Source organism: Geothermobacter ehrlichii, assembly GCF_008124615.1.
Lineage (GTDB): Bacteria > Desulfobacterota > Desulfuromonadia > Desulfuromonadales > Geothermobacteraceae > Geothermobacter > Geothermobacter ehrlichii.
In genome coordinates this window covers 92,377-112,033 of the sequence record NZ_VNIB01000012.1, presented here as the reverse complement: position 1 = coordinate 112,033, position 19,657 = coordinate 92,377, and the positions used below count along the sequence as shown (strand labels likewise).

General features: G+C 61.3%; 18 protein-coding genes. 8 read left to right on the top strand and 10 right to left on the bottom strand.

Annotation, left to right across the window (positions count from 1 at the left end; all coding sequences use genetic code 11):
* The first annotated feature begins 552 nt into the window (after window positions 1–552).
* The 6 genes from EDC39_RS12220 to EDC39_RS12190 all read left to right on the top strand — a co-directional run bounded on the left by EDC39_RS12220 (window position 553) and on the right by EDC39_RS12190 (window position 5,799).
* Window positions 553–840, top strand: a complete 288-nt coding sequence (locus EDC39_RS12220) for a hypothetical protein (protein WP_148896676.1) — start codon at window positions 553–555, stop codon at window positions 838–840.
* Between the two features lie 96 nt (window positions 841–936).
* A complete protein-coding gene (locus tag EDC39_RS12215; protein ID WP_148896675.1) occupies window positions 937–2,244 on the top strand; it encodes a hypothetical protein in 1,308 nt (435 codons plus the stop codon).
* Between the two features lie 267 nt (window positions 2,245–2,511).
* Window positions 2,512–3,369, top strand: a complete 858-nt coding sequence (locus EDC39_RS12210; protein ID WP_148896674.1) for an REP-associated tyrosine transposase — start codon at window positions 2,512–2,514, stop codon at window positions 3,367–3,369.
* A gap of 34 nt (window positions 3,370–3,403) precedes the next feature.
* On the top strand, window positions 3,404–4,216 hold the full coding sequence (locus tag EDC39_RS12205; protein ID WP_148896673.1) for a nucleoside phosphorylase: 813 nt from the start codon (window positions 3,404–3,406) through the stop codon (window positions 4,214–4,216).
* Window positions 4,213–4,800, top strand: a complete 588-nt coding sequence (locus tag EDC39_RS12200; protein WP_148896672.1) for a class I SAM-dependent methyltransferase — start codon at window positions 4,213–4,215, stop codon at window positions 4,798–4,800. The genes EDC39_RS12205 and EDC39_RS12200 overlap by 4 nt, the downstream gene beginning before the upstream one ends.
* A 594-nt stretch (window positions 4,801–5,394) precedes the next feature.
* Window positions 5,395–5,799 carry a pyridoxamine 5'-phosphate oxidase family protein gene (locus EDC39_RS12190; protein WP_148896670.1) on the top strand — a complete coding sequence of 135 codons (405 nt, stop codon included), beginning with the start codon at window positions 5,395–5,397 and terminating at the stop codon, window positions 5,797–5,799.
* 150 nt (window positions 5,800–5,949) lie between these two features.
* Here the strand turns inward: EDC39_RS12190 and cysS are convergent, their stop codons facing one another.
* The 5 genes from cysS to EDC39_RS12165 all read right to left on the bottom strand — a co-directional run bounded on the left by cysS (window position 5,950) and on the right by EDC39_RS12165 (window position 11,123).
* Complete coding sequence (cysS, locus tag EDC39_RS12185) at window positions 5,950–7,431, bottom strand: cysteine--tRNA ligase (RefSeq protein WP_148896669.1); 1,482 nt, start codon at window positions 7,429–7,431, stop codon at window positions 5,950–5,952.
* A gap of 108 nt (window positions 7,432–7,539) precedes the next feature.
* The gene (locus EDC39_RS12180; RefSeq protein WP_148896668.1) at window positions 7,540–9,201 is read right to left on the bottom strand and encodes a glutamine--tRNA ligase/YqeY domain fusion protein; all 1,662 of its coding nucleotides are present in this window, start codon (window positions 9,199–9,201) and stop codon (window positions 7,540–7,542) included.
* Between the two features lie 115 nt (window positions 9,202–9,316).
* Window positions 9,317–9,814 carry a 2-C-methyl-D-erythritol 2,4-cyclodiphosphate synthase gene (ispF, locus tag EDC39_RS12175; protein WP_187426788.1) on the bottom strand — a complete coding sequence of 166 codons (498 nt, stop codon included), beginning with the start codon at window positions 9,812–9,814 and terminating at the stop codon, window positions 9,317–9,319.
* Window positions 9,814–10,512, bottom strand: coding sequence for a 2-C-methyl-D-erythritol 4-phosphate cytidylyltransferase (ispD, locus tag EDC39_RS12170; RefSeq protein WP_148896666.1), 699 nt, complete (start codon window positions 10,510–10,512; stop codon window positions 9,814–9,816). The genes ispF and ispD overlap by 1 nt, the downstream gene beginning before the upstream one ends.
* Before the next feature lie 104 nt (window positions 10,513–10,616).
* Window positions 10,617–11,123 (bottom strand): CarD family transcriptional regulator, encoded by a 507-nt coding sequence (locus tag EDC39_RS12165; protein WP_148896665.1) that lies wholly within the window; start codon window positions 11,121–11,123, stop codon window positions 10,617–10,619.
* 179 nt (window positions 11,124–11,302) lie between these two features.
* Here EDC39_RS12165 and EDC39_RS12160 point away from each other — a divergent pair, with 179 nt between their 5' ends.
* Both EDC39_RS12160 and EDC39_RS12155 read left to right on the top strand, forming a co-directional pair.
* Window positions 11,303–12,181, top strand: a complete 879-nt coding sequence (locus EDC39_RS12160) for a tetratricopeptide repeat protein (RefSeq protein ID WP_148896664.1) — start codon at window positions 11,303–11,305, stop codon at window positions 12,179–12,181.
* 1 nt (window position 12,182) lies between these two features.
* Entirely contained in the window at window positions 12,183–13,124 is a 942-nt protein-coding gene (locus tag EDC39_RS12155; protein WP_148896663.1) for a putative 2-dehydropantoate 2-reductase, read from the top strand.
* Here EDC39_RS12155 and EDC39_RS12150 read toward each other — a convergent pair.
* From EDC39_RS12150 to grpE, 5 genes are all read right to left on the bottom strand, one after another.
* Window positions 13,118–13,903, bottom strand: a complete 786-nt coding sequence (locus EDC39_RS12150) for a carboxypeptidase-like regulatory domain-containing protein (RefSeq protein ID WP_148896662.1) — start codon at window positions 13,901–13,903, stop codon at window positions 13,118–13,120. The two genes, EDC39_RS12155 and EDC39_RS12150, sit on opposite strands and share 7 nt — an antisense overlap.
* Window positions 13,904–13,915: 12 nt before the next feature.
* Entirely contained in the window at window positions 13,916–15,724 is a 1,809-nt protein-coding gene (locus tag EDC39_RS12145) for an ABC transporter substrate-binding protein (RefSeq protein WP_187426787.1), read from the bottom strand.
* Window positions 15,725–15,848: 124 nt separating this feature from the next.
* On the bottom strand, window positions 15,849–16,961 hold the full coding sequence (gene dnaJ, locus EDC39_RS12140) for a molecular chaperone DnaJ (protein ID WP_148896660.1): 1,113 nt from the start codon (window positions 16,959–16,961) through the stop codon (window positions 15,849–15,851).
* 100 nt (window positions 16,962–17,061) lie between these two features.
* Window positions 17,062–18,957 (bottom strand): molecular chaperone DnaK, encoded by a 1,896-nt coding sequence (gene dnaK, locus EDC39_RS12135; RefSeq protein WP_148896659.1) that lies wholly within the window; start codon window positions 18,955–18,957, stop codon window positions 17,062–17,064.
* A gap of 27 nt (window positions 18,958–18,984) precedes the next feature.
* The gene (gene grpE, locus EDC39_RS12130) at window positions 18,985–19,656 is read right to left on the bottom strand and encodes a nucleotide exchange factor GrpE (RefSeq protein WP_148896658.1); all 672 of its coding nucleotides are present in this window, start codon (window positions 19,654–19,656) and stop codon (window positions 18,985–18,987) included.
* Window position 19,657 lies beyond the last annotated feature (1 nt).

Here is a 19,657-nt window from a genome sequence, read left to right as displayed (position 1 = left end):
GTGACCGGTGGTCACGATCAAAGGCGAGAAAGGCTAAATCTCTCGCGCGGGAGTCGTTTTTTCAATTGACCGGTGTCTTTTTAATGGGTGACCCCAAGCTTGTGCTAGCTGGAACAAGCCCTCCAACGCCCGGTCGATCTCGGCTTCGAAAGCACCCTGAAACCGGTAGTGAAAAAGAGCATCGCCGGGGACATCCTCTATGTCTAGCCCGGTTTATTCATCCGCGTTTGTCGCGAAGCCGGCAAGTGTGCGTCAGACCAGGCGCAACGAGCACGGCCTTGCCCTGCATAATGAAAAAGAATGAAAAAGAACTAAAAGGGAACATCCAAATGATTTTTACACACCACCAAACGCCAAACTCTAATTAAGGCCGATTTTTCTAAACTTCCTGCTTGAAATCTCCGAAAAGCTAAGTAGCCTAACCATAAGAAGAATTTGCTTGACAACCAGCGTCGCTGATGGTAATGCTTAGCCATCTTTTTTACTCTCCACCATGCAAGTGCCTTATTTTACTAGTCAAATTGACCAAAACACTAAAGCGGGGGGAGAACCATGCTGACCGGTATAACGTATTTCGTGGCAACCGTCGTCCTTATTCCTCTAGGATTTGTCTTTATTGCCTCAGCCCTAAAATTGATTTTCTCTGACCGCGGAGAGTATGAAAGAATTCATCGCAGGACCAAATGGAAGTTAGGGGCAGCTCTCAAAGGACAACTTCATGACGGATACGCTTTAGGCAGCAATTACTTAATCAAGGAAGGTCTAGCTATTGGCAACGACGGGCAATGGATTTCTCAATCTGCCATATCAGATGAAGCAATAGAAAAAATCACTTTTTGACCTAGCGGCCCTAATCAGCTTATTGTTAGCCTCTGCTTTTTTGGCAGAGGCTTTTTATTCATTGCATAGTCCCTGTGCTACTTTGGGGGGAGGCAGGTGCAGCAATTTAAGTTTAAAGGCTGGGTACCAAACACCTCTGGTGCTATTTCTTTCTCACTTTTTGGTGAGTCCTCTTGCCCTTCACCAACCATTCGCTGGCACCGAGCTGACGCAGATTTTAGATATATTATCTGTGCACAGAAACGTCAGCTACTCGATTCAGCAATCCCCTTTTTTAAGAGAACGCTTAATCGCATATTATATAAACAGAGTGGGGAGTTTTATTTTCTTTGTCTAGCAAATGGGAATGGAGAGATCCCTAAGGATGGCGGTCGCATTAACGGCTATGTTTTAATTTTTGACATTCGGCAGTGGCCATCATGCCTTGGCCGCCTCAAACAATACACCTCATATTTAAGCGACTTCGATATTGACTCTAAACAAACCCTAAATTCATACTTTCATGATAAGTTTGACAAATGTCTGGCTGACGTCGCACCTCTTGCCTATGCTATGGCCCAATTTACCCTTGAGCGAAATGGCATCACAGAAATTCTAGTATCTTCTCCATACCCCAGCCCCACTTTTCATCCAGCCCCAATTGTTGAAACAGACGATAGAGAAAGACACATAGCTGGGCACAACCAAATCTACAAGATTGCCTCACAATGCTTCATCTTCATTAAAGATATCTCCCACTACCACCAAAACCACACAAAATCAACAGACTCAATTGTAAAGCTACACCCTGTTAAAGACGAGCACAGCAACGATTGGAAGCTTTTGACAATAAAGGAACTTTACAGCCAAACTATAGAATTCAAAAGAGACCCCTCTGACAAAGTTTGCGCAAACGCAAGCGGAATTATTCCATACGTCAAATGTTTTCTAGACATTGTCGGACAAATAGACAATTTACCCAAGCTTAAATTAGACTATCTCAAAGAGTCGCTAGACGCAAACCACAGAAAGGTCCAGGCAAATGAATCAAAATCATTTAACTACCAGCAGTTCTTTTTAACTGTATGGCTAAGCATAGTAGGCATAATATTTAGTGTCACCAGCTTTTTGGAAATCCTTCCAGAAACAAACAAGAGCTATATCGTTTATAAATATCCAGCTTTTTTTCGTCTTGCCGTAGATATTATAGCAAACCCAATAAAAACATTTTCTTGGGTCACCGCTCTAATTATAATTTTTAGCTTATTAAGTGGAATTTATCGACAGCCAATATTTTACTATTTGTTAAGCAAGTATAGAGACATCCAAAGAATATTCATATGCCTTCCATTGCTATTCAACATAGTCACACAACTATGCTTTGGAGTAGCCGTATTTATAATATATTTTTTTATAATTAAATAGAATTATTTTGAACTCCGTGCGGAATTCCGGGACATAATACTATTTTTTACTCCCACCTGCCCCCGAATCCCCCACCTGTCTGGCCTTGCAACTTGAGAGCAGGGACATGGACCAGACCAACCTTCAATCCGGCCGTCCGCCAAGAACCGCCTAGGCCCATCTGCTGCGCCGGCTGTCCCACCCTCTACGCACCGGAGAAGATCTTTCGTCGGGAAACGCCCTGGGGGCAGGTCTTGAATTATAACCTTTTTGCACTATCCTCAATCCATGTCCAGACCACTGCGAATTGAATTTCCCGGCGCAGTCTATCACATCACCTCACGTGGCAACGCCAAGGCGGACATCTTTCTGGATGACGGCGACCGGCTTCTGTTTCTGAAGACCCTGACCCGGGTCGTCAAACGCTTCAACTGGCTCTGTCACGCCTACTGCCTGATGGACAACCATTACCACCTGCTGATCGAGACCCCGGAAGGAAACCTCTCTGCCGGGATGCGGCAGCTCAATGGCGTCTACACCCAGGCTTTCAACCGAAAACATGGTCGCGTCGGTCATGTTTTCCAGGGAAGATTCAAGGCCATCCTGGTCGAGAAGCAAAGTCATCTGCTCGAACTGTGTCGCTATGTCGTACTCAACCCGGTGCGGGCAGGAGCGGTTGGGCATCCGGCGGACCATCCCTGGAACAGCTTCCTTGCGACGCTTGGCAAGGAGCCTTGCCCACCCTTTCTGTCCACGGACTGGATCCTCAGCAACTTTTCCCAAAGCCGCGACAAGGCCAAAAGCACCTATCGGCAGTTCATTGAAGGCGGATTGGCTCAATCTCGCTCACCCTGGACACAGCTGCACAGCCAGATTGTGCTGGGTGGGGATGCGTTTGTGCAGAAGGTCAAGAATTTACTGGAAGACAGAAAGCTCGCCGCCGAAATCCCTCGTCATCAGCGGCAGCTTGGCCGCCCCGCGCTGGAAGACCTGTTCCCCCGGGACAAGCTGCTCTCAAAACAGGAGCGCAATCGTCTGATCCGTGAGGCGCACCTTGCGCATGGCTATCGACTGACAGAGATTGCCCGGGCTTTCGGGCTGCATTACACCACCATCAGCAAGATCGTCAACGCCGAAAACCGATAATTCAAGACCTGACCCCAAGCTTGTGGGAAAGAATATGACTGACAAAGATCAGCAAAAACTCCCGATTCTTGCCCATCCGACAGAAGAGCCTTCGGTTTTTCTGCCAGAAAACCTGCTTGCCAAGGCGTCATCAATGAAAGGCGGCAGTCGCAGCAAACTCCCTGCCTGTTGCCTGCTCGACTTTGATGGCGAGCTGGTGGCAGTGGCACGAGAGCATTTCGGTGCAACAACCAATGCTGATTGGCCCTGTTTCCATACATCGCTTCTGGTGATTGAACGAGACGGTTTCGAAATGGGCCTGATCGGTGGAACGGTCGGGGCCTCCTTTGCAGTACTGGTCTGCGAGCAGTTGATCGCCAGCGGTTGCCGCCATTTGATCGGTTACAGTTCCGCAGGATCGATCAGCAATCAGCTGCCTCCACCCTATATGATGGTTCCCGACCGGGCCATTCGTGATGAAGGTACATCCTATCACTATCTTCCTCCCGCACCCTGGATTGAAGCCGGCGGCCAGTTGCCTCAGATCTTGGCTCGTCATGCGGAGAGCTGCGGCTTACCGGTCTGCCGTGGGGCGACCTGGACCACAGACGCTCCCTACCGGGAAACCGCCTCGCAGATCGAGCAATATCGTGCTGACGGGGTGCAGACCGTGGAAATGGAGGCAGCGGCCTTGATGGCTCTGGCCCAAGTCAAGAAGGTTGAAATTGCCTCGCTGCTGCATGTAACGAACACCATGGCCACTGGCGATAGCGATTTTCACAAAGGGCCGAAAGATATCAACCACAAAGTGATTGAATGTTGCCTGGAAGCGTTAAGAGAAGCCATTGAACTGGGGCCTTGCCGATGAAGATCAGGGAAAGCGGCATGCCCGAAGAGGGGATGTGGGCCGATTTTTTCAACCCGGGAAAAATTCTTGAAAAACTCGGGTTGTCATCATCCACAGGGAATGTGGTCGACTTCGGTTGCGGTTACGGAACCTTTTCCATTGCCGCAGCACGAATGGTTTCCGGCCATGTCTACGCCATCGACATCGATGCAGAGATGATTGCCGTGACCACGAAAGAGGCGCAGCAGGCGAACCTTGACAACCTGCAAACCGTGTTGCGGGACTTCATGAAAGAAGGGACAGGTCTTGCTGACGGCAGTATCGACTATGTCATGCTTTTCAACATCCTGCATGCCGAACAGCCCGAACTCCTGCTGAATGAGGCCTGTCGCATCCTGGCACCAAAAGGCAAGCTGGCCGTCATCCACTGGAATTACGATCCGACTACGCCGCGTGGCCCTTCGATGGAAATCCGTCCCCGCCCCGAACAGTGCCAAGCCTGGGCCGAAGACGCCGGATTCCAACTGTTGCCGCCGGGCCTCATTGATCTGCCGCCTTACCATTACGGCATGCTGTTCGAACGGATACCGAGTGGAGATGCGTGATGAAGGCTGCAGAAAGCGAAAACGGAACAGAAATCTCACTGGGATAAAACATTCACCGAATCCACAGCCTTCTTGAGTCGGGAATTCCGGGGGCATAATACTATTTTTTTACTCCCACCTGCCCCCGCCCCCCACCTGTCTGGCCTTGCAACTTGAGAGCAGGGACATGGACCAGACCAACCTTCAATCCGGCCGTCCGCCAAGAACCATCCAGGCCCAGCTGCTGCGCCGGCTGTCCCACCCTCTACGCACCGGAGAAGATCTTTCGTCGCGTGCGGACCCTGGCCAGTTCGGGGGTCGATGCCGTGCACTTGGCCAACTGCGTGATGAGCCTCTGCCCACTCCACAAGAAGTACCTCAACCTGCTACGGGCCGAGTTCCCTCAGATCACCTTCGTCGAGAGGACCCACGAGGTGGACATGAAACTCGAAAGGCTGTTCGTACGCGACTTTCGGGACGGGGTCTGCAGCGGAAAGACGATTGATGGTTTCCTCGACAAGGTTATGCCTGTACTCTTAGCCAAACAGCAAAACGCGCCCAGATAGTTGCAACGAAGAACTTTTGCCGGTCAACACGCAAACCCAGGAGAAAAAAATGAACCGAAAGGAATTGATGGCCCTGTTCAACAACCCGACCCGCCTTGGCACCCTGGCCACCGCAGACAGCAGCGGCAAGGTCGACAATGCTGTCTTCTCGGCCCTGCAGATGGTCGACGAAAACACCGTAATGATGGCAATCGGCGACAACCGTTCCTATGCCAACCTGCGCGAAAACCCCCGGGCGGCTTTCGTCTTTTTCCATCCCGCCCCCGACCCCTATGCCTGGCAGGGCGGCCGGGTCTACATGTCGGTCGTGAAGGCCGACGAGTCAGGACCGGTTTTTGACCAGATGGTCGGCACGGTTCGCCAGATGGCCGGCGACAGGGCGGCCGACAACATCAAGGCGGTACTCACCTTCGCGATCGACGAGGTACGTCCGCTGATCGACAGCGGCAAATAGGACAGTTAATCCACGCTCTCCCTTTTCGCCTTCGAGTGAAAGGGGAGGGGCATGGCTGCCGGCAACGCGAACGAGTCCTCCACCAGAAAAAACGCTTTCCTTGATATTGAGTGAAGGAGGGGCGAAGAAGGGCCGGTGAACGACTCGTCCCTACTTCAACCGCCAGGTCGTTCCTTCCTTGCTGTCGAGCAGCTCGATGCCGGCGGCGGCCAGTTCGTCGCGGATCTCGTCGGCGCGGACGAAGTCGCGCTCGGCCCGCGCCCGGCTGCGCTCGGCGATCAGCGCCTCGATCTGTTCCGGAGTATAGTCGACCGCCTGCAGACCGCTCGCCTTCTGCCTTTCCAGCCAGTCGGCCGGATCGGAGCCGAACAGCCCCAGCACGCCGCCCAGCTCCCGCAGCTTGCGCGCCCCGTCGGCGATCACCTGCAGTGACAGGGGGCATTCGTCGAACCGGGCCTCGCCGATCAGCCGGTTGATCCCGCGCACCGCCTCGAACAGGTGGCCGATGGCCGCGGCGGTGTTGAAATCATCGTCCATGGCGGCGGCGAAGAACTCGTCCAGGTGCTCGATCTTGTCATAGACCTCCCGCTCGGCATCGGTGATCTGCGGGCAGATCGCCTTCTCCGGCAGCGGATGCCGGCGCAGGGTGTCGTCGGCGGCCGCCAGCGCCTCATAGAAGCGGGTCAGCCCGGCTTTCGCCTCCTTCAGGTTCTGATCTGAAAAATCGATGGGCGACCGGTAGTGGGCGGTGAGGATGAAGAAGCGCAGAATTTCCGGATCGTACTGCCGGAGAATCTCGCGAATGGTGAAGAAATTGCCGAGCGACTTGCTCATCTTCTCCTGGTTGACGTTGACGAAACCGTTGTGGATCCAGTAGCGGGCGAAGGGCTTGCCGGTGACGCCTTCCGACTGGGCGATCTCGTTTTCGTGATGGGGGAAGATCAGGTCGCGGCCGCCGCCGTGGATGTCGAAGGTGTCGCCGAGCAGGCTGGAGCTCATGGCCGAACACTCGATATGCCAACCGGGACGGCCCGGCCCCCAGGGGGATTCCCAGCTCGGCTCGCCCGGCTTGGCCGCCTTCCAGAGGGCGAAGTCCATCGGGTCCTCCTTCTGCTCGCCCGGAGCGATGCGGGCGCCGGCCTGCATCTCCTCCATGTTGCGCCCACTGAGCTTCAGGTAGCCGGGAAACTTGCGCACCCGGTAGTAGACGTCACCTCCGGCCTCGTAGGCGAGACCCTTGTCGATCAGCCGTTCGACCAGCTCGATGATCTGCGGGATGTACTCGGTCGCCCGCGGCTCAAAGGTCGGCTTGGCCAGGCCCAGGGCTTCCATGTCCTCATCGAAGGCCTTGATGAACTCCTCGGCCAGCTCCCGGCTCGAAATTCCCCGCTCGTTGGCCCGGTTGATGATCTTGTCGTCGACGTCGGTGTAATTGCGCACGTAGGTGACCTCGTACCCGGCATACTGCAGGTAGCGGTAGATGACGTCGAAAACGATATTGGCGCGGGCATGGCCGATGTGGCAGTAGTCGTAGACCGTCACGCCGCAGACGTACATCCTGACCTTGCCCGGCTCCAGCGGAACGAACTCTTCCTTCTTGCCGCTCAGGGTGTTGTAAACACGCAGGCTCATTTTTTTCTCCAGAATTCAAATGCGGCCACGAAGACATGAAGATCACGAATCAACCCTGGAGAGAGAATTTCTTCGTGTCCGTCGTGACTTCGTGGTGGATTCTAACTTCTACTTTTTCAGCTTCGCCCAGCTGTCGCGCAGGGTGACGGTGCGGTTGAAGACCGGCGCCCCAGCGCTTGAGTCGACGCTGTCGGCGGTGAAGTAGCCGGTCCGTTCGAACTGCACGGTCTGTCCCGGGGTCACTTCGAGCAGCGAAGGCTCGACCCAGGCTTCGGTTTCGACCAGGGAATCGGGGTTGAGGCAGTCGCGGAAATCCTCGGCCCGGTCCGGGTTCTCCTCCCGGAAGAGGCGGTCGTAGAGCCGCACCGGCACCCGGCGGCCGTGGACCGCCGACACCCAGTGGATGGTCCCCTTGATCTTGCGACCGTCGGCCGGATTGGCGCCGAAGGTATCAGGATCGCAGCTGCAGCGCAGTTCGACCACCTCGCCGGCGGTGTCCTTGATCACCTCGTCGCAGCGGATGACGCAGGCGTTGCGCAGGCGCACCTCGCGGCCGGGCGCCAGGCGGAAGAACTTCTTCGGCGCCTCCTCCATGAAATCGTCCCGCTCGATGTAGATCTCCGGGGTCAACAGCAGTTCGCGCTCCCCCAGTTCCGGCCGCTGCGGGTGATTGGCGCCACGGCAGACGATTTCGCTCTGCGGCAGATTGGTGATGGTCACCTTCAGTGGCCTGAGCACCGCCATCCGCCGCAGGGAGGTTTCGTTGAGCACCTCGCGGACGCAGTCCTCGAGCACCGACAGATCGATCCAGGCCTCCGACTTTCCGACGCCGATCCGGTCGCAAAAGAGACGGATCGCCTGCGGCGGATAGCCGCGCCGGCGCATGCCCGACAGGGTCGGCATGCGCGGATCGTCCCAGCCGGCGACCAGCTTTTCCCGCACCAGCTGCAGCAGCTTGCGCTTGCTCATCACCGTGTAGGTGAGGTTGAGGCGGGCGAACTCGATCTGCTGCGGGGCGTGAATGCCGAGCTGCTCGATGAACCAGTCGTAGAGCGGCCGGTGATCCTCGAATTCGAGGGTGCAGATCGAATGGGTGATCCCCTCGATCGAATCCTCCTGGCCATGGGCGAAATCGTACATCGGGTAGATGCACCACTTGTCGCCGGTGCGATGGTGCCGGGCGTGCAGGATGCGGTACATGACCGGATCGCGCAGGTTGATGTTGGGCGAGGCCATGTCGATCTTCGCCCGCAGCACATGGCTGCCGTCGGGGAATTCGCCGTTCTTCATCCGCTCGAACAGCTCGAGGTTCTCCTCCACCGACCGGTCGCGATAGGGGCTGGGAATACCCGGTTCGGTGAGGGTGCCGCGGTTGACGCGGATCTCCTCCGGACTCTGGCTGTCGACATAGGCCTTGCCGGCCTTGATCAGCTGCACCGCCCAGGCGTAGAGCTGGTCGAAATAGTCGGAGGCGAAATAGAGGTGTTCGCCCCAGTCGAAGCCGAGCCAGCGCACGTCGCGCTGAATCGCCTCGACGTACTCCTGCTCTTCCTTGACCGGGTTGGTGTCGTCGAAGCGCAGGTGACAGCGGCCGCCGTAGATTTCGGCCAGGCCGAAGTTGAGACAGATGCTCTTGGCGTGGCCGATGTGCAGATAGCCGTTCGGCTCCGGCGGGAAGCGGGTCACCACCTCGCTGCGGCGGCCGCTGGCCAGGTCGGCGTCGATGATGTTGCGGATGAAGTTGCTCGGGGTCGTCGTGGTTTCTGCCATGTCTGTTCTATCCAGGAAGATGAAAAAACTGCCGGAATCTCACCACGAAGACACGAAGAAGATTCTCCGGTTTTCGCTCCGTGTCCTTCGTGCCTTCGCGGTCGCTTCACCCATTTTAAACGTCCAGCTCGGCGCCGATGTCGACCTCGGCCATCAGCACCACGGCGTGGGCGGCGATCCCTTCGCCGCGGCCGGCAAAACCGAGTTCCTCGGTGGTGGTCGCCTTGATGTTGACCTGCCGGATGTCGACCTGGCAGAGGGCGGCGATCGTCTCCACCATGGCGCCGATGTACGGCGCCAGCTTCGGCCGCTGGGCGATGATGGTGGCGTCAAGATTGCCGACCCGGAAACCGCGCCGGGCGGCGATGGCGAGAGTTTCCGCCAGCAGCTTGCGGCTGTCAATCCCCTTGTAGGCGGGATCGCTGTCGGGAAAATGCCGGCCGATGTCCCCTTCGCCCACGGCACCGAGAACCGCATCGCAGATGGCGTGCAGCAGCACGTCGGCGTCCGAATGCCCCATCAGACCGAAATGCCAGGGAATCTCCACCCCTCCGAGAACCAGCCTGCGTCCGGAGACCAGGCGGTGCACATCGTATCCGTGTCCAATACGCATCATCGGTCCACCTCCTGCGCCGCCAGCAGTGCCTCGGCCAGAATCAGGTCTTCCGGCGTGGTGATCTTGATATTGCGGTAGTCGCCGCGCACCACGGCCACGGGCCGCCCCAGACGCTCGACCAGCGAAGCGTCGTCGGTGCCGACATGGCCGTCGGCCAGCGCCCGCTCGTGCGCCTCACGGATGACGGCAAAGGGGAAGGCCTGTGGCGTCTGAGCCAGCCAGAGCCGGTCGCGCCGCGGCGTTCCGGCAATCAGGCTGTCTTCGACCACCTTGACCGTGTCCTTGACCGGCACGCCGACGATGGCACCGCCCGTTTCGCGCGCCGCCGCCAACAGGGGCTCGATCAGGGCAGCGTCGAACAGCGGCCGGACGCCGTCATGAATCAGCACCAGGTCGTCGTCGGCAGCAAGACAGGCCCGCAGTCCCAGACGCACCGAATCCTGGCGCTCGACGCCGCCGTCGACCATGGCCCGCAGCTTGCGGTAGCCGCCGGGCCCGACGACCTGCTGCCGGCAGAGTTCCTGTTCACGGGCCGGCACCACCAACACCAGGTGGTCGATCGCCGAATGCCGCTCGAACAGATCGAGGGTATGGGCCAGAATCGGCCGTCCTCCCAGTTGCAGAAACTGCTTGCTGGTTTCGCTGCCCATGCGCCGACCCATGCCGGCAGCCGGTATGACGACCCATACGGCCATGAATCCGCCTTTCCGCCATCCTCCGGGCCACCGCCGCGCCCCGGGGCCAAAAAGAAAGACCGGGCGGCAAGGCCCGGTCGGCTCATTGGTCTCTGCAATCCGGATCAGTTCAGGAGCATGTTCTCGACCCGCTGGGCCACCTTCTCCTCGTCCTTGCCCTCGGCCAGGGCGATCTCCGAAATCAGCAGCTTGCGGGCCAGTTCCAGCACCTTTTTCTCGCCGTAGGAGAGCTCCTTGTCTTCCTTGATCAGGTAGAGCTCGCGCAGCACCTCGGCCACCTCCAGCGGATCGCCCGACTTGATCTTCTCGTTGTACTCCCGCTGTCTCCGGCTCCAGGAGGCGATGGCGCCGACACCGTTTTCCGGCTTGTTCTCCAGCACCTGGTAGACACGGGCCACCTGCCGCTTGCTGATCAGGCGACGCAACCCCACCTGTTCGACATTGCCTACCGGTACCATGATGGTCATATCGGTGTCGACAATGCGCAATACATAGAATTCGCTCTCGATACCGGCGAACTCCCGCGACTCGATGGCCTCGATGACACCTACCCCCTGTGCCGGATAGACTGCCCGATCACCGACCTTGAACGTCTTCTCTGAATTTCGCATTCTTACAAAATAGCACAACAAACCATGGACGTCAAACCGAAAGGCTTTAGAAACTCTATACTTACAGATTTTGCCTGCCGTTTTCGCCCGCCCTGTGCTAGTCTGCTTTCCAGTCTGAATTCCCCCCTGCCGGGTACGGCCGTGCACCGGCAGGCATTTCCTTGCCACGAGGGTCGCCCATGCCGCGTCTGCTGCTCTACACCCTGCTGCTGAGCCTGTGTCTCGCCCGTCCCGTCTTCGCCGCAACCGCCGACGATCAGCTCGGCTTTGCCGATCGGCTCTTTTCCGAAGAGGACTACTACCGGGCCGTCACCGAGTACAAGCGCTTTCTCTACCACTTTCCGGACCATCCGGAAGCTCCCGGCGCCCTGCTGCGCATGGCGCGGGCCTACCTGGCCGGCGAACGCTTCGAAGAAGCCGACAGAACGCTCGAGCAGCTGGCGGCCTCCTTTCCCGACAGCCCCGAGGCCGTCCGCGGCGCCCTGCTCTACGCCGAAGCGGCCTTTCGCCGCCACGACTATCTGCGCGCCCGGCAGCGCTACCGCCAGGCGGCGCGAACCTATCCCCGGCTGCGGCAGCAGGCCGACTACCGGATCGCCTGGTGCCTGATCGAGGAGGAAAAGTACGCTGACGCCCGTCAGCTGCTGGCCCCGCTGCCGGGAACCCAGGCCACCGCCCTGGCCGCCGGCATCGACCGGCTGCAGAGCCTCCCCCTGAAGTCCCCCGCCACCGCCGGCGTCCTGTCGGCGCTGCTGCCGGGCGCGGGGCAGGTCTATACCGGCCGCTACCGGGACGGCGCCATCGCCCTGGCGCTCAACGCCGCCTTCATCTTCGCTGCCGTCGAGGCCTTCGACAACGACAGCCCGGTGCTGGGCGGCATTCTGACCTTCATCGAACTCGGCTGGTACGGCGGCAACATCTACAACGCCGTCAACAACGCCCACAAGGGCAACCGCCGCCGGCTGGAAGAGGAACGGACATCCCTGCGCCGACGCTACGGCCTGGACCTGGAAGCGGGCCCGAATCTCGGCATGATCCGGCTGCGCTGGAGGTTCTGAGATGGGCGAGCATCCCGTGATCGGTGTGGTCGGCGCCGGCGCCCTCGGCCTCTATTACGGCGCCATGCTGCAGCGCAGCGGCCTCGAGGTCCGCTTCCTGCTGCGCCGCGACTTCGAGGCCGTTCGCCGGAAAGGACTGTGGGTGCACTCGTCGGTACACGACAGCTTTCATCTTGCCGGGGTGCGCGCCTTTGCCGACAGTCGGGCGATGGGGCCGGTCGACCTGGTCCTGGTCGGCCTGAAGACTTTCGCCAATCACCTGCTGCCCGAGCTGGTCCGCCCCCTGCTCAAACCCGAGACCGCCATCCTCACCCTGCAGAACGGCCTCGGCAACGAAGAGCTGCTGGCCGATGCCTTCGGTGCCGAACGGGTGCTGGGCGGCGTCGCCTACCTCTGCTCCAACCGCGGCGAGCCGGGGCACGTTCACCATCTCGGCGAGGGGCGCATCCGCCTCGGCGAGATGACCGGCGCTGCCGGCGGCCGGACGCGGCGGCTCGCCGAGCTGTTCGACCGGGCCGGCATTCCCTGCGAGGCGGTCGACGATCTGGGCCGAATCCGCTGGGAAAAACTGGTCTGGAACATCCCCTTCAACGGCCTGTGCGCCCTGACCGGCAGGGATGTCACCGAGCTGCTGGCGCATTCGCCCAGCGCCCGGCTGGTGGAAGCGATGATGCAGGAAGTGGTAGCGGCGGCCAACCGTCAACCGTTGCGCCAGCCGATCGACGGCGACGCCTTCATCGCCCGGATGCTGGCGATGACTGCACGGATGGATCACTACCGCCCCAGCATGATGATCGACCGCAGCGAAGGCCGGCCGCTCGAGCTGGACGCCATCTACGCCGTCCCCCTGCGCCGGGCGGAACGGGTCGGCAGCCCGATGCCCCGGGTGGCAATGCTCTACAGCCTGCTCGATCTGGGCGAAGCCGGCGGCGAAGGTCAGTAGGACTGGCGGAAGGGGCGCAGCACGATGTCGCCGACTTCGCGGATCTCGCCGGCATCGACCTGCAGACAGCCCGCCTCCCCCGGCGCCAGCAGACCATAGAGTTCTCCCTGCCGGGGCTGGCCGCGGGTTCCCTGGCGCGCCGCCAGACACCAGACGCCCGGCCCGTCGACAAAGAGCCGGAAGCGGCCGTCATCGGCCGCCGGCGGCGAGGTGAAATCGGGCATGCGGTGCATGTCCCGGCCGCGATAGGCCAGGGCGAAGGCGCCGGCGACCGGTCGGCCCCGCTCATCGATCAGCCGGCCGGCAAATCCGGTGTCGCCGCTGACCAGACTCCCCTGACGCAGAATGTTCGGCTGCACGACCGGCATCAGCACGAAATCGGCGACAGCGACCCGCCCCGGACGAACCTGAAGCGGATTGCGCGGCCAGGGTGCCCAGGCGTCGCCGCGGCGCGGCGGCCCACTGTCGCCGGCGCCGGCCCGCCGCAGCCGCGCCACCAGCCAGAAGCGCCCGGCCGGAAGATCGAGTTCGTAACGGCCGTCGGCAGCGACCCGGGCAGCGTAATCGGCCGGTCCACGCAGACCGCCGCGGTCACTGCGGTAGGCATAGACCCAGGCTCCGGCCGCCGGCCGGCCCTGCCGGTCGACCACCCGCCCCCGGGTCCCGGTCCAGTCCGCCGGCCGATACTCCACCCCCTGCCCGCCGGTCGTGGGCGCACAGGCGGACAGCAGCAGGAGAAGGACAGGCAGCAGGCGGAATGGAAGGCCCCCGAAAAACATGCTCGCGACCGCCTAGTTGATCTGGACGATCCGGCTCTTCTGGATCTGCAGCAGAAAGAGGAGCTTGTCGGCTTCGCCGTTGAAGTCGAAGCTGGTGGCGCCGGTGACGCCGGGGTAGTTGCGCAGCTGGCTGAGGGCCAGGCGGACATCCTCGCGGGTCCGGATGTCGGGCCGGTCGAAGATCGAGAGCAGAATGCCGGCGACATCGAAGCCCTGCGCCTCAAGGATCGACGGTTCCTCGCCATAGCGCTCAAAGTAGCGGCGGACGAAATCCTGCACGAAGGGATAGGAACTGTAGCGGAAGAACCCGTCGGGAAAGATCGCGCCCTCGACATAGCGCCCGGCGTGCCGCAGCAGGTCGGGATCGTTCCAGCCGTTGATGCCGAGCAGCGGCACGCCCTCGATGCCGTAGAAGGGAAGCTGCGGCGCGATCAGTTCGACCTTGTCGGCGTAGTCGGGAATGAACAGCGCGTCAAAATCGACCGGCGGAAAATCCGGAACGAAGAGATCCTCGAGCTGCTCCTCCTCGCTCAACGGCCCGGGATCGTCCGGCGCCTCCGGATCTTCGCCCATCAGCAGCCGGATCTGCCGGCGAAAATCGGTGGCGTCGGGGGAATAGGCCTCTTCGTCGATCACCAGCCCGCCCAGGGCGGCGACCTCCTCGGAGAAAACCCGGGCGAACTCCTCGCCGAGACGGCTCTGGGGACGGAGAATGCCGAACGCAGTCCAGCCCCGCTCCTGCACCGCGTAGCGGGCCAGGGTGCGGGCCTGCAGCCGGCTGGTCAGCGAGTCGCGAAAGACGTAGTCGCCCAGCTCCGGAATCCCCTCCCTTTGCGCCAGGGAGAGGATCGGCACCTGCTGGTACTGGGCCTGGCGGGCCGCTTCCATCGCCCTGCCGCCGGTGATCGGGCCGGCCAGGGCCATCACCCGCTCCTCGTTCGCCAGCCGGTCGACCTCGAGCGACACGTCCTTGCCGGCGATGTCGGTGTAGATGAAGCGGACCGCGTCGCGGCCGTAGACCTCCCGCGCCAGCTCCATGCCCCGCCGGACCAGCTCGCCGAAGGTGGCGTAGCGTCCCGACAGCGGCAGCATGACCCCGACGGCCCGCTGCAGCCACGGTTTGCCGGTCAGCCGGTCGAGCAGCAGCACCGCGTCCCGCCGGTAGGCGAAGGGCACCGGATCGGCGATCAGGCTGCGAACCTGCTGCTGAGCCTCGTCGCTTCTGCCTGCGGCGTAGAGCCGCCGGGCCTGCAGCAGGCGGGCGCTCTGGCCGAGGGCCGTCCCCCGGAACATGAAGGCCGCCTCGCCCAGAACGGCGTCGTCCAGCTGCTGGAGGATGTCGTAAGCCTGTCCCTCGAGCGCCCGACGATCGATGGCGGGCAGGTCATCTCCCCGGTTCAGAACCTGGTGCAACGCCAGCAGGCCTTCCAGCGCCCGGCCGCTGTCCGTCAGTCCTCGTGCCAAAGCCCGGGCGCGCAGGAAACGGTCGCGCGGGGCGAGATCGTCCGCCGCCAGGGTCCGCAGGCGGCCGAGTCCTTCGGCGGTACGACCATCGGCCACCGCCAGGGCTCCCTGCATCAGCTCGAATTCGGGCGTACCGGCCCGCTGTGCGGCCCGGTCGAAATAGAGACGCGCCTCATCGAAGCTGTCGTTCAGATAGAAGATGCGGGCCAGCAACAGGGCGGCCTGGGGGGCATAGACCGAATCGGGATAGCGGATGACGAAACCCCGCAGCCGCTGCAGCGCCTCGTCCTGCCGCCCCTCTTCCCAGGCCTTCAGCCCGTCCTGGAACAGTTCCCGGTCGGTCTGCGGTCGACTCACCACGCTTCCGGGCAATTCAACGGCGGGGAGCGACGCAGGCAGCGCGAGAAAAACCAAAGAGAACAGGAGCGGCAGCAGGCACCTCGTCATGGGCCCTCTCCTTCCGGGGAAATTGCAGCGGCTCTCAGCCGAAAAGTTCCTTCACTTTATCAAAAAAACTCTTGCCGAGGGGATGAATATCTTCCCCTCCCTCGCGGGCGAATTCCTCCAGCAGCTCCCGCTGGCGCGGCGTCAGCCTGGTCGGTGTCTCGACCCGCACCACCACCAGCTGGTCGCCCCGGCCGTAGCCCTGCAGCACCGGAATCCCCTTGCCCGGCAGCTTGAAAACCTTGCCGGTCTGGGTTCCGGGCGGAACCTTCAGCTTCACCTTGCCGTCGAGGGTGGGCACTTCGAACTCGTGCCCCAGCGCCGCCTGGGGGAAGGAGATGGGAAGTTCGCAGATGACGTCGTTGCCCTCGCGCTGGAAGAGGGGATGCTCCTCGACGGTGATGACCACGTAGAGGTCGCCCGGCGGGCCGCCGCCGATACCGGGCTCGCCCTCGCCGGTGAGCTTGAGCCGGTTGCCGGTTTCGACGCCGGCGGGAATCTTGAGAGAAATGGTCTTCTTGCCGCGCACCCGTCCGGTTCCCCGGCACTGGGGGCAGGGATCGTCGATCACCCGCCCCTCCCCTTCGCAGTCGGGACAGGGCCGGGTCAGGGAGAAGAAGCCCTGCTGGTAGCGGACCTGGCCGGCACCGCGACAGGTGGGACAGGTCCGCGGCGCCGTCCCCGCCCGGGCGCCGCTGCCGGCGCAGGCGTCGCAGTTCTGGTGCCGGGGAATCTGCACCTTGGTCTCGAGGCCGAAGGCCGCTTCCTCGAAGGAGATGGTCAGGTTGTAGCGCAGATCGTCGCCGCGCCGGCCGCGAGCGCCACGCCGCGAATGACCGCCGCCGAATATGTCGCCGAATATGTCGCTGAAGATGTCCTCGAAGGGGCTGCCGGAGAAGCCGCCGGACGAAAAGCCGCCCATCCCTTCGACGCCGGCGTGGCCGAACTGGTCATAGTTGGCCCGCTTCTGGGCGTCGGACAGCACGGCGTAGGCCTCCGAGATCTCCTTGAACTTCTCTTCGGCGTTCCTGTCGTCGGGATTCTTGTCGGGGTGATACTTGACGGCCAACCGCCGGTAGGCCTTCTTGATCTCGGCCTCGCTGGCATTGCGGTTGACTCCGAGTATTTCGTAATAGTCTCTTTTGGCCAAGGGTCCTCGCCACTGTCAGTCGACCGGCCGGACGACGCCGGCGCGCACGGATTCAGAACGGGACCGGGGCGCCGTTCGGCGCCCCGGTGGTGATGCCGGATTATTTCTTGTCGTCGACGTCCTCGAATTCGGCATCGACGACATCGTCGTCCTTCTTCTCCGCGGAGCCGGCAGCTCCTTCGCCTCCCTCCTGGGCCTGCTTGTACATGAATTCGGCCAGTTTGTGGGAGGCCTGCGCCAACGCCTCGGTCTTCTGCCGGATGGCGTCTGCGTCATCGCTCTCCATCGCCTTCTTCAGCTCCTCGAGGGCGGTTTCGATGGCCCCCTTGGTGTCGGCGTCGACCTTGTCGCCATGCTCCGACAGGGCCTTTTCGGTGGTGTAGACCAGGCCGTCGGCCTGGTTGCGGGCCTCGATCAGCTCACGCTTCTTCTTGTCCTCGGCGGCGTGGGCCTCGGCGTCCTTGACCATGCGCTCGATCTCTTCCTCGGACAAGCCGCTCGAGGCCGTGATGCGGATCGACTGCTCCTTGCCGGTGCCGAGATCCTTGGCGCTGACGTGCAGGATGCCGTTGGCGTCGATGTCGAAAGTGACCTCGATCTGCGGCACGCCGCGCGGCGCCGGCGGAATGCCGACCAGCTCGAAACGGCCGATGGTCTTGTTGTCGGCCGCCATCTCCCGCTCGCCCTGCAGCACGTGCACCGAAACGGCCGGCTGGTTGTCGGCGGCGGTGGAGAAAATCTGGCTCTTCTTGCAGGGGATGGTGGTGTTCTTCTCGATCAGCTTGGTCATCACGCCGCCGAGGGTCTCGATGCCGAGGGAGAGCGGCGTGACGTCGAGCAACAGCACGTCCTTGACATCCCCCTTGAGCACCCCGCCCTGGATGGCGGCACCGATGGCCACCACCTCGTCCGGGTTGACGCCCTTGGACGGGTTCTTGCCGAAGATTTCCTTCACCTTCTCCTGCACCGCCGGCATCCGGGTCATGCCGCCGACCAGGATCACCTCGTCGATTTCCGATGCCGACAGGCCGGCGTCCTTCAGCGCCGTCTTGCAGGGCTCGACCAGTCTGTCGAGCAAATCGGCGCAGATCGCCTCCAGCTTGGAGCGGGTCAGCCTGATGTTCAGATGCTTGGGGCCGCTCTGGTCGGCGGTGATGAAGGGCAGGTTGATGTCGGTCTCCATGGAGCTGGACAGCTCGCACTTGGCCTTTTCCGCCGCCTCCTTCAGCCGCTGCAGGGCCATCTTGTCGCCGCGCAGGTCGATCCCCTGGTCCTTCTTGAACTCGTCGGCGACGTAGTCGATGATCCGCTGGTCGAAATCCTCGCCGCCGAGAAAGGTGTCGCCGTTGGTCGACTTGACCTCGAACACCCCGTCGCCCAGCTCGAGGATGGAGATGTCGAAGGTGCCGCCGCCAAGGTCAAAGACGGCGATCTTCAGCTCTTCCTTCTTGTCGAGTCCGTAGGCCAGCGCGGCGGCCGTCGGCTCGTTGATGATGCGCAGCACGTTCAGGCCGGCGATCTTGCCGGCGTCCTTGGTCGCCTGCCGCTGGGAGTCGTTGAAGTAGGCCGGCACGGTGATGACCGCCTCGGTCACTTCCTCGCCGAGGTAGTCTTCGGCGGTCTGCTTCATCTTCTGCAGCACCATGGCCGAAATCTCCGGCGGGCTGTACTTCTTGCCGCGTACTTCGACCCAGGCGTCGCCGTTGTCGGCCTTGATGATCTTGAACGGGCTGATTTCGATATCCTTCTGCACCGCCTCCGAATCGAACTTGCGGCCGATCAGGCGCTTGATGGCGAACAGGGTGTTTTCCGGGTTGGTCACCGCCTGGCGCTTGGCCTGCTGGCCGACCAGACGTTCGCCGCTTTCGGTAAAGGCGACCATCGACGGCGTGGTCCGTGCTCCTTCGGCATTGGCGATAACCGTCGGCTCACCACCCTCCATGACCGCGACGCAGGAGTTGGTGGTCCCGAGATCGATTCCTATGACTTTTCCCATGGCTGTAGATCCTCCTTGGATGCGTGATCAGTTGTCGTCCGTTTCGCTTTCTTCCCCGGCCCCGGTCGCAGCCTCCGCCTCGACGGACGCGCCTGTCTCCGGAGCCTTGCTGACCATGACCAGGGCGGGGCGCAACAGGCGGTCATGGAGGCGATATCCCTTCTGCAGTTCCTGGGCAACCGTGTTCGGAGGAACTTCCTCCGACACGACCTGTCCCATGGCTTCGTGACAGCTCGGATCGAAGGGCTTGCCGATCGCCTCGACGGGAGTGACGCCGAACTTTTCCAGCGTGCGGGCGAACTGGCTGAGGGTCATCTCCACCCCCTCCAGCAGCGCCGTGGCCTCGGCCTGTTCCTCCCGGGCATGATCGACAGCCCGCTGCAGATTGTCCATTACCGGCAGCAACTCGCGCAGCAGCCCTTCGTTGGCGAACCTGGCCATCTCCTGCTTTTCCCGCTGCATGCGCTTGCGGAAATTCTCCATGTCCGCCTGGCTGCGCAGATAGAGGTCCCAGTTCTTGCGGGCCTCGTCCTTCGCCGCCGTCAACTCGTCCTGCAGGCGCTCCATGTCGGACGGCGCCCTGTCGTCGGCCGCCGCTGCGGCCTGCTGTCCGGCCGGGGGCTCGCCGGCGGCCGGCGCCGCCTGGACCTCCTCGACCGGCGTTTCGGTTTTATCCTGGTTCTTCTTCTTTCTTGCCACG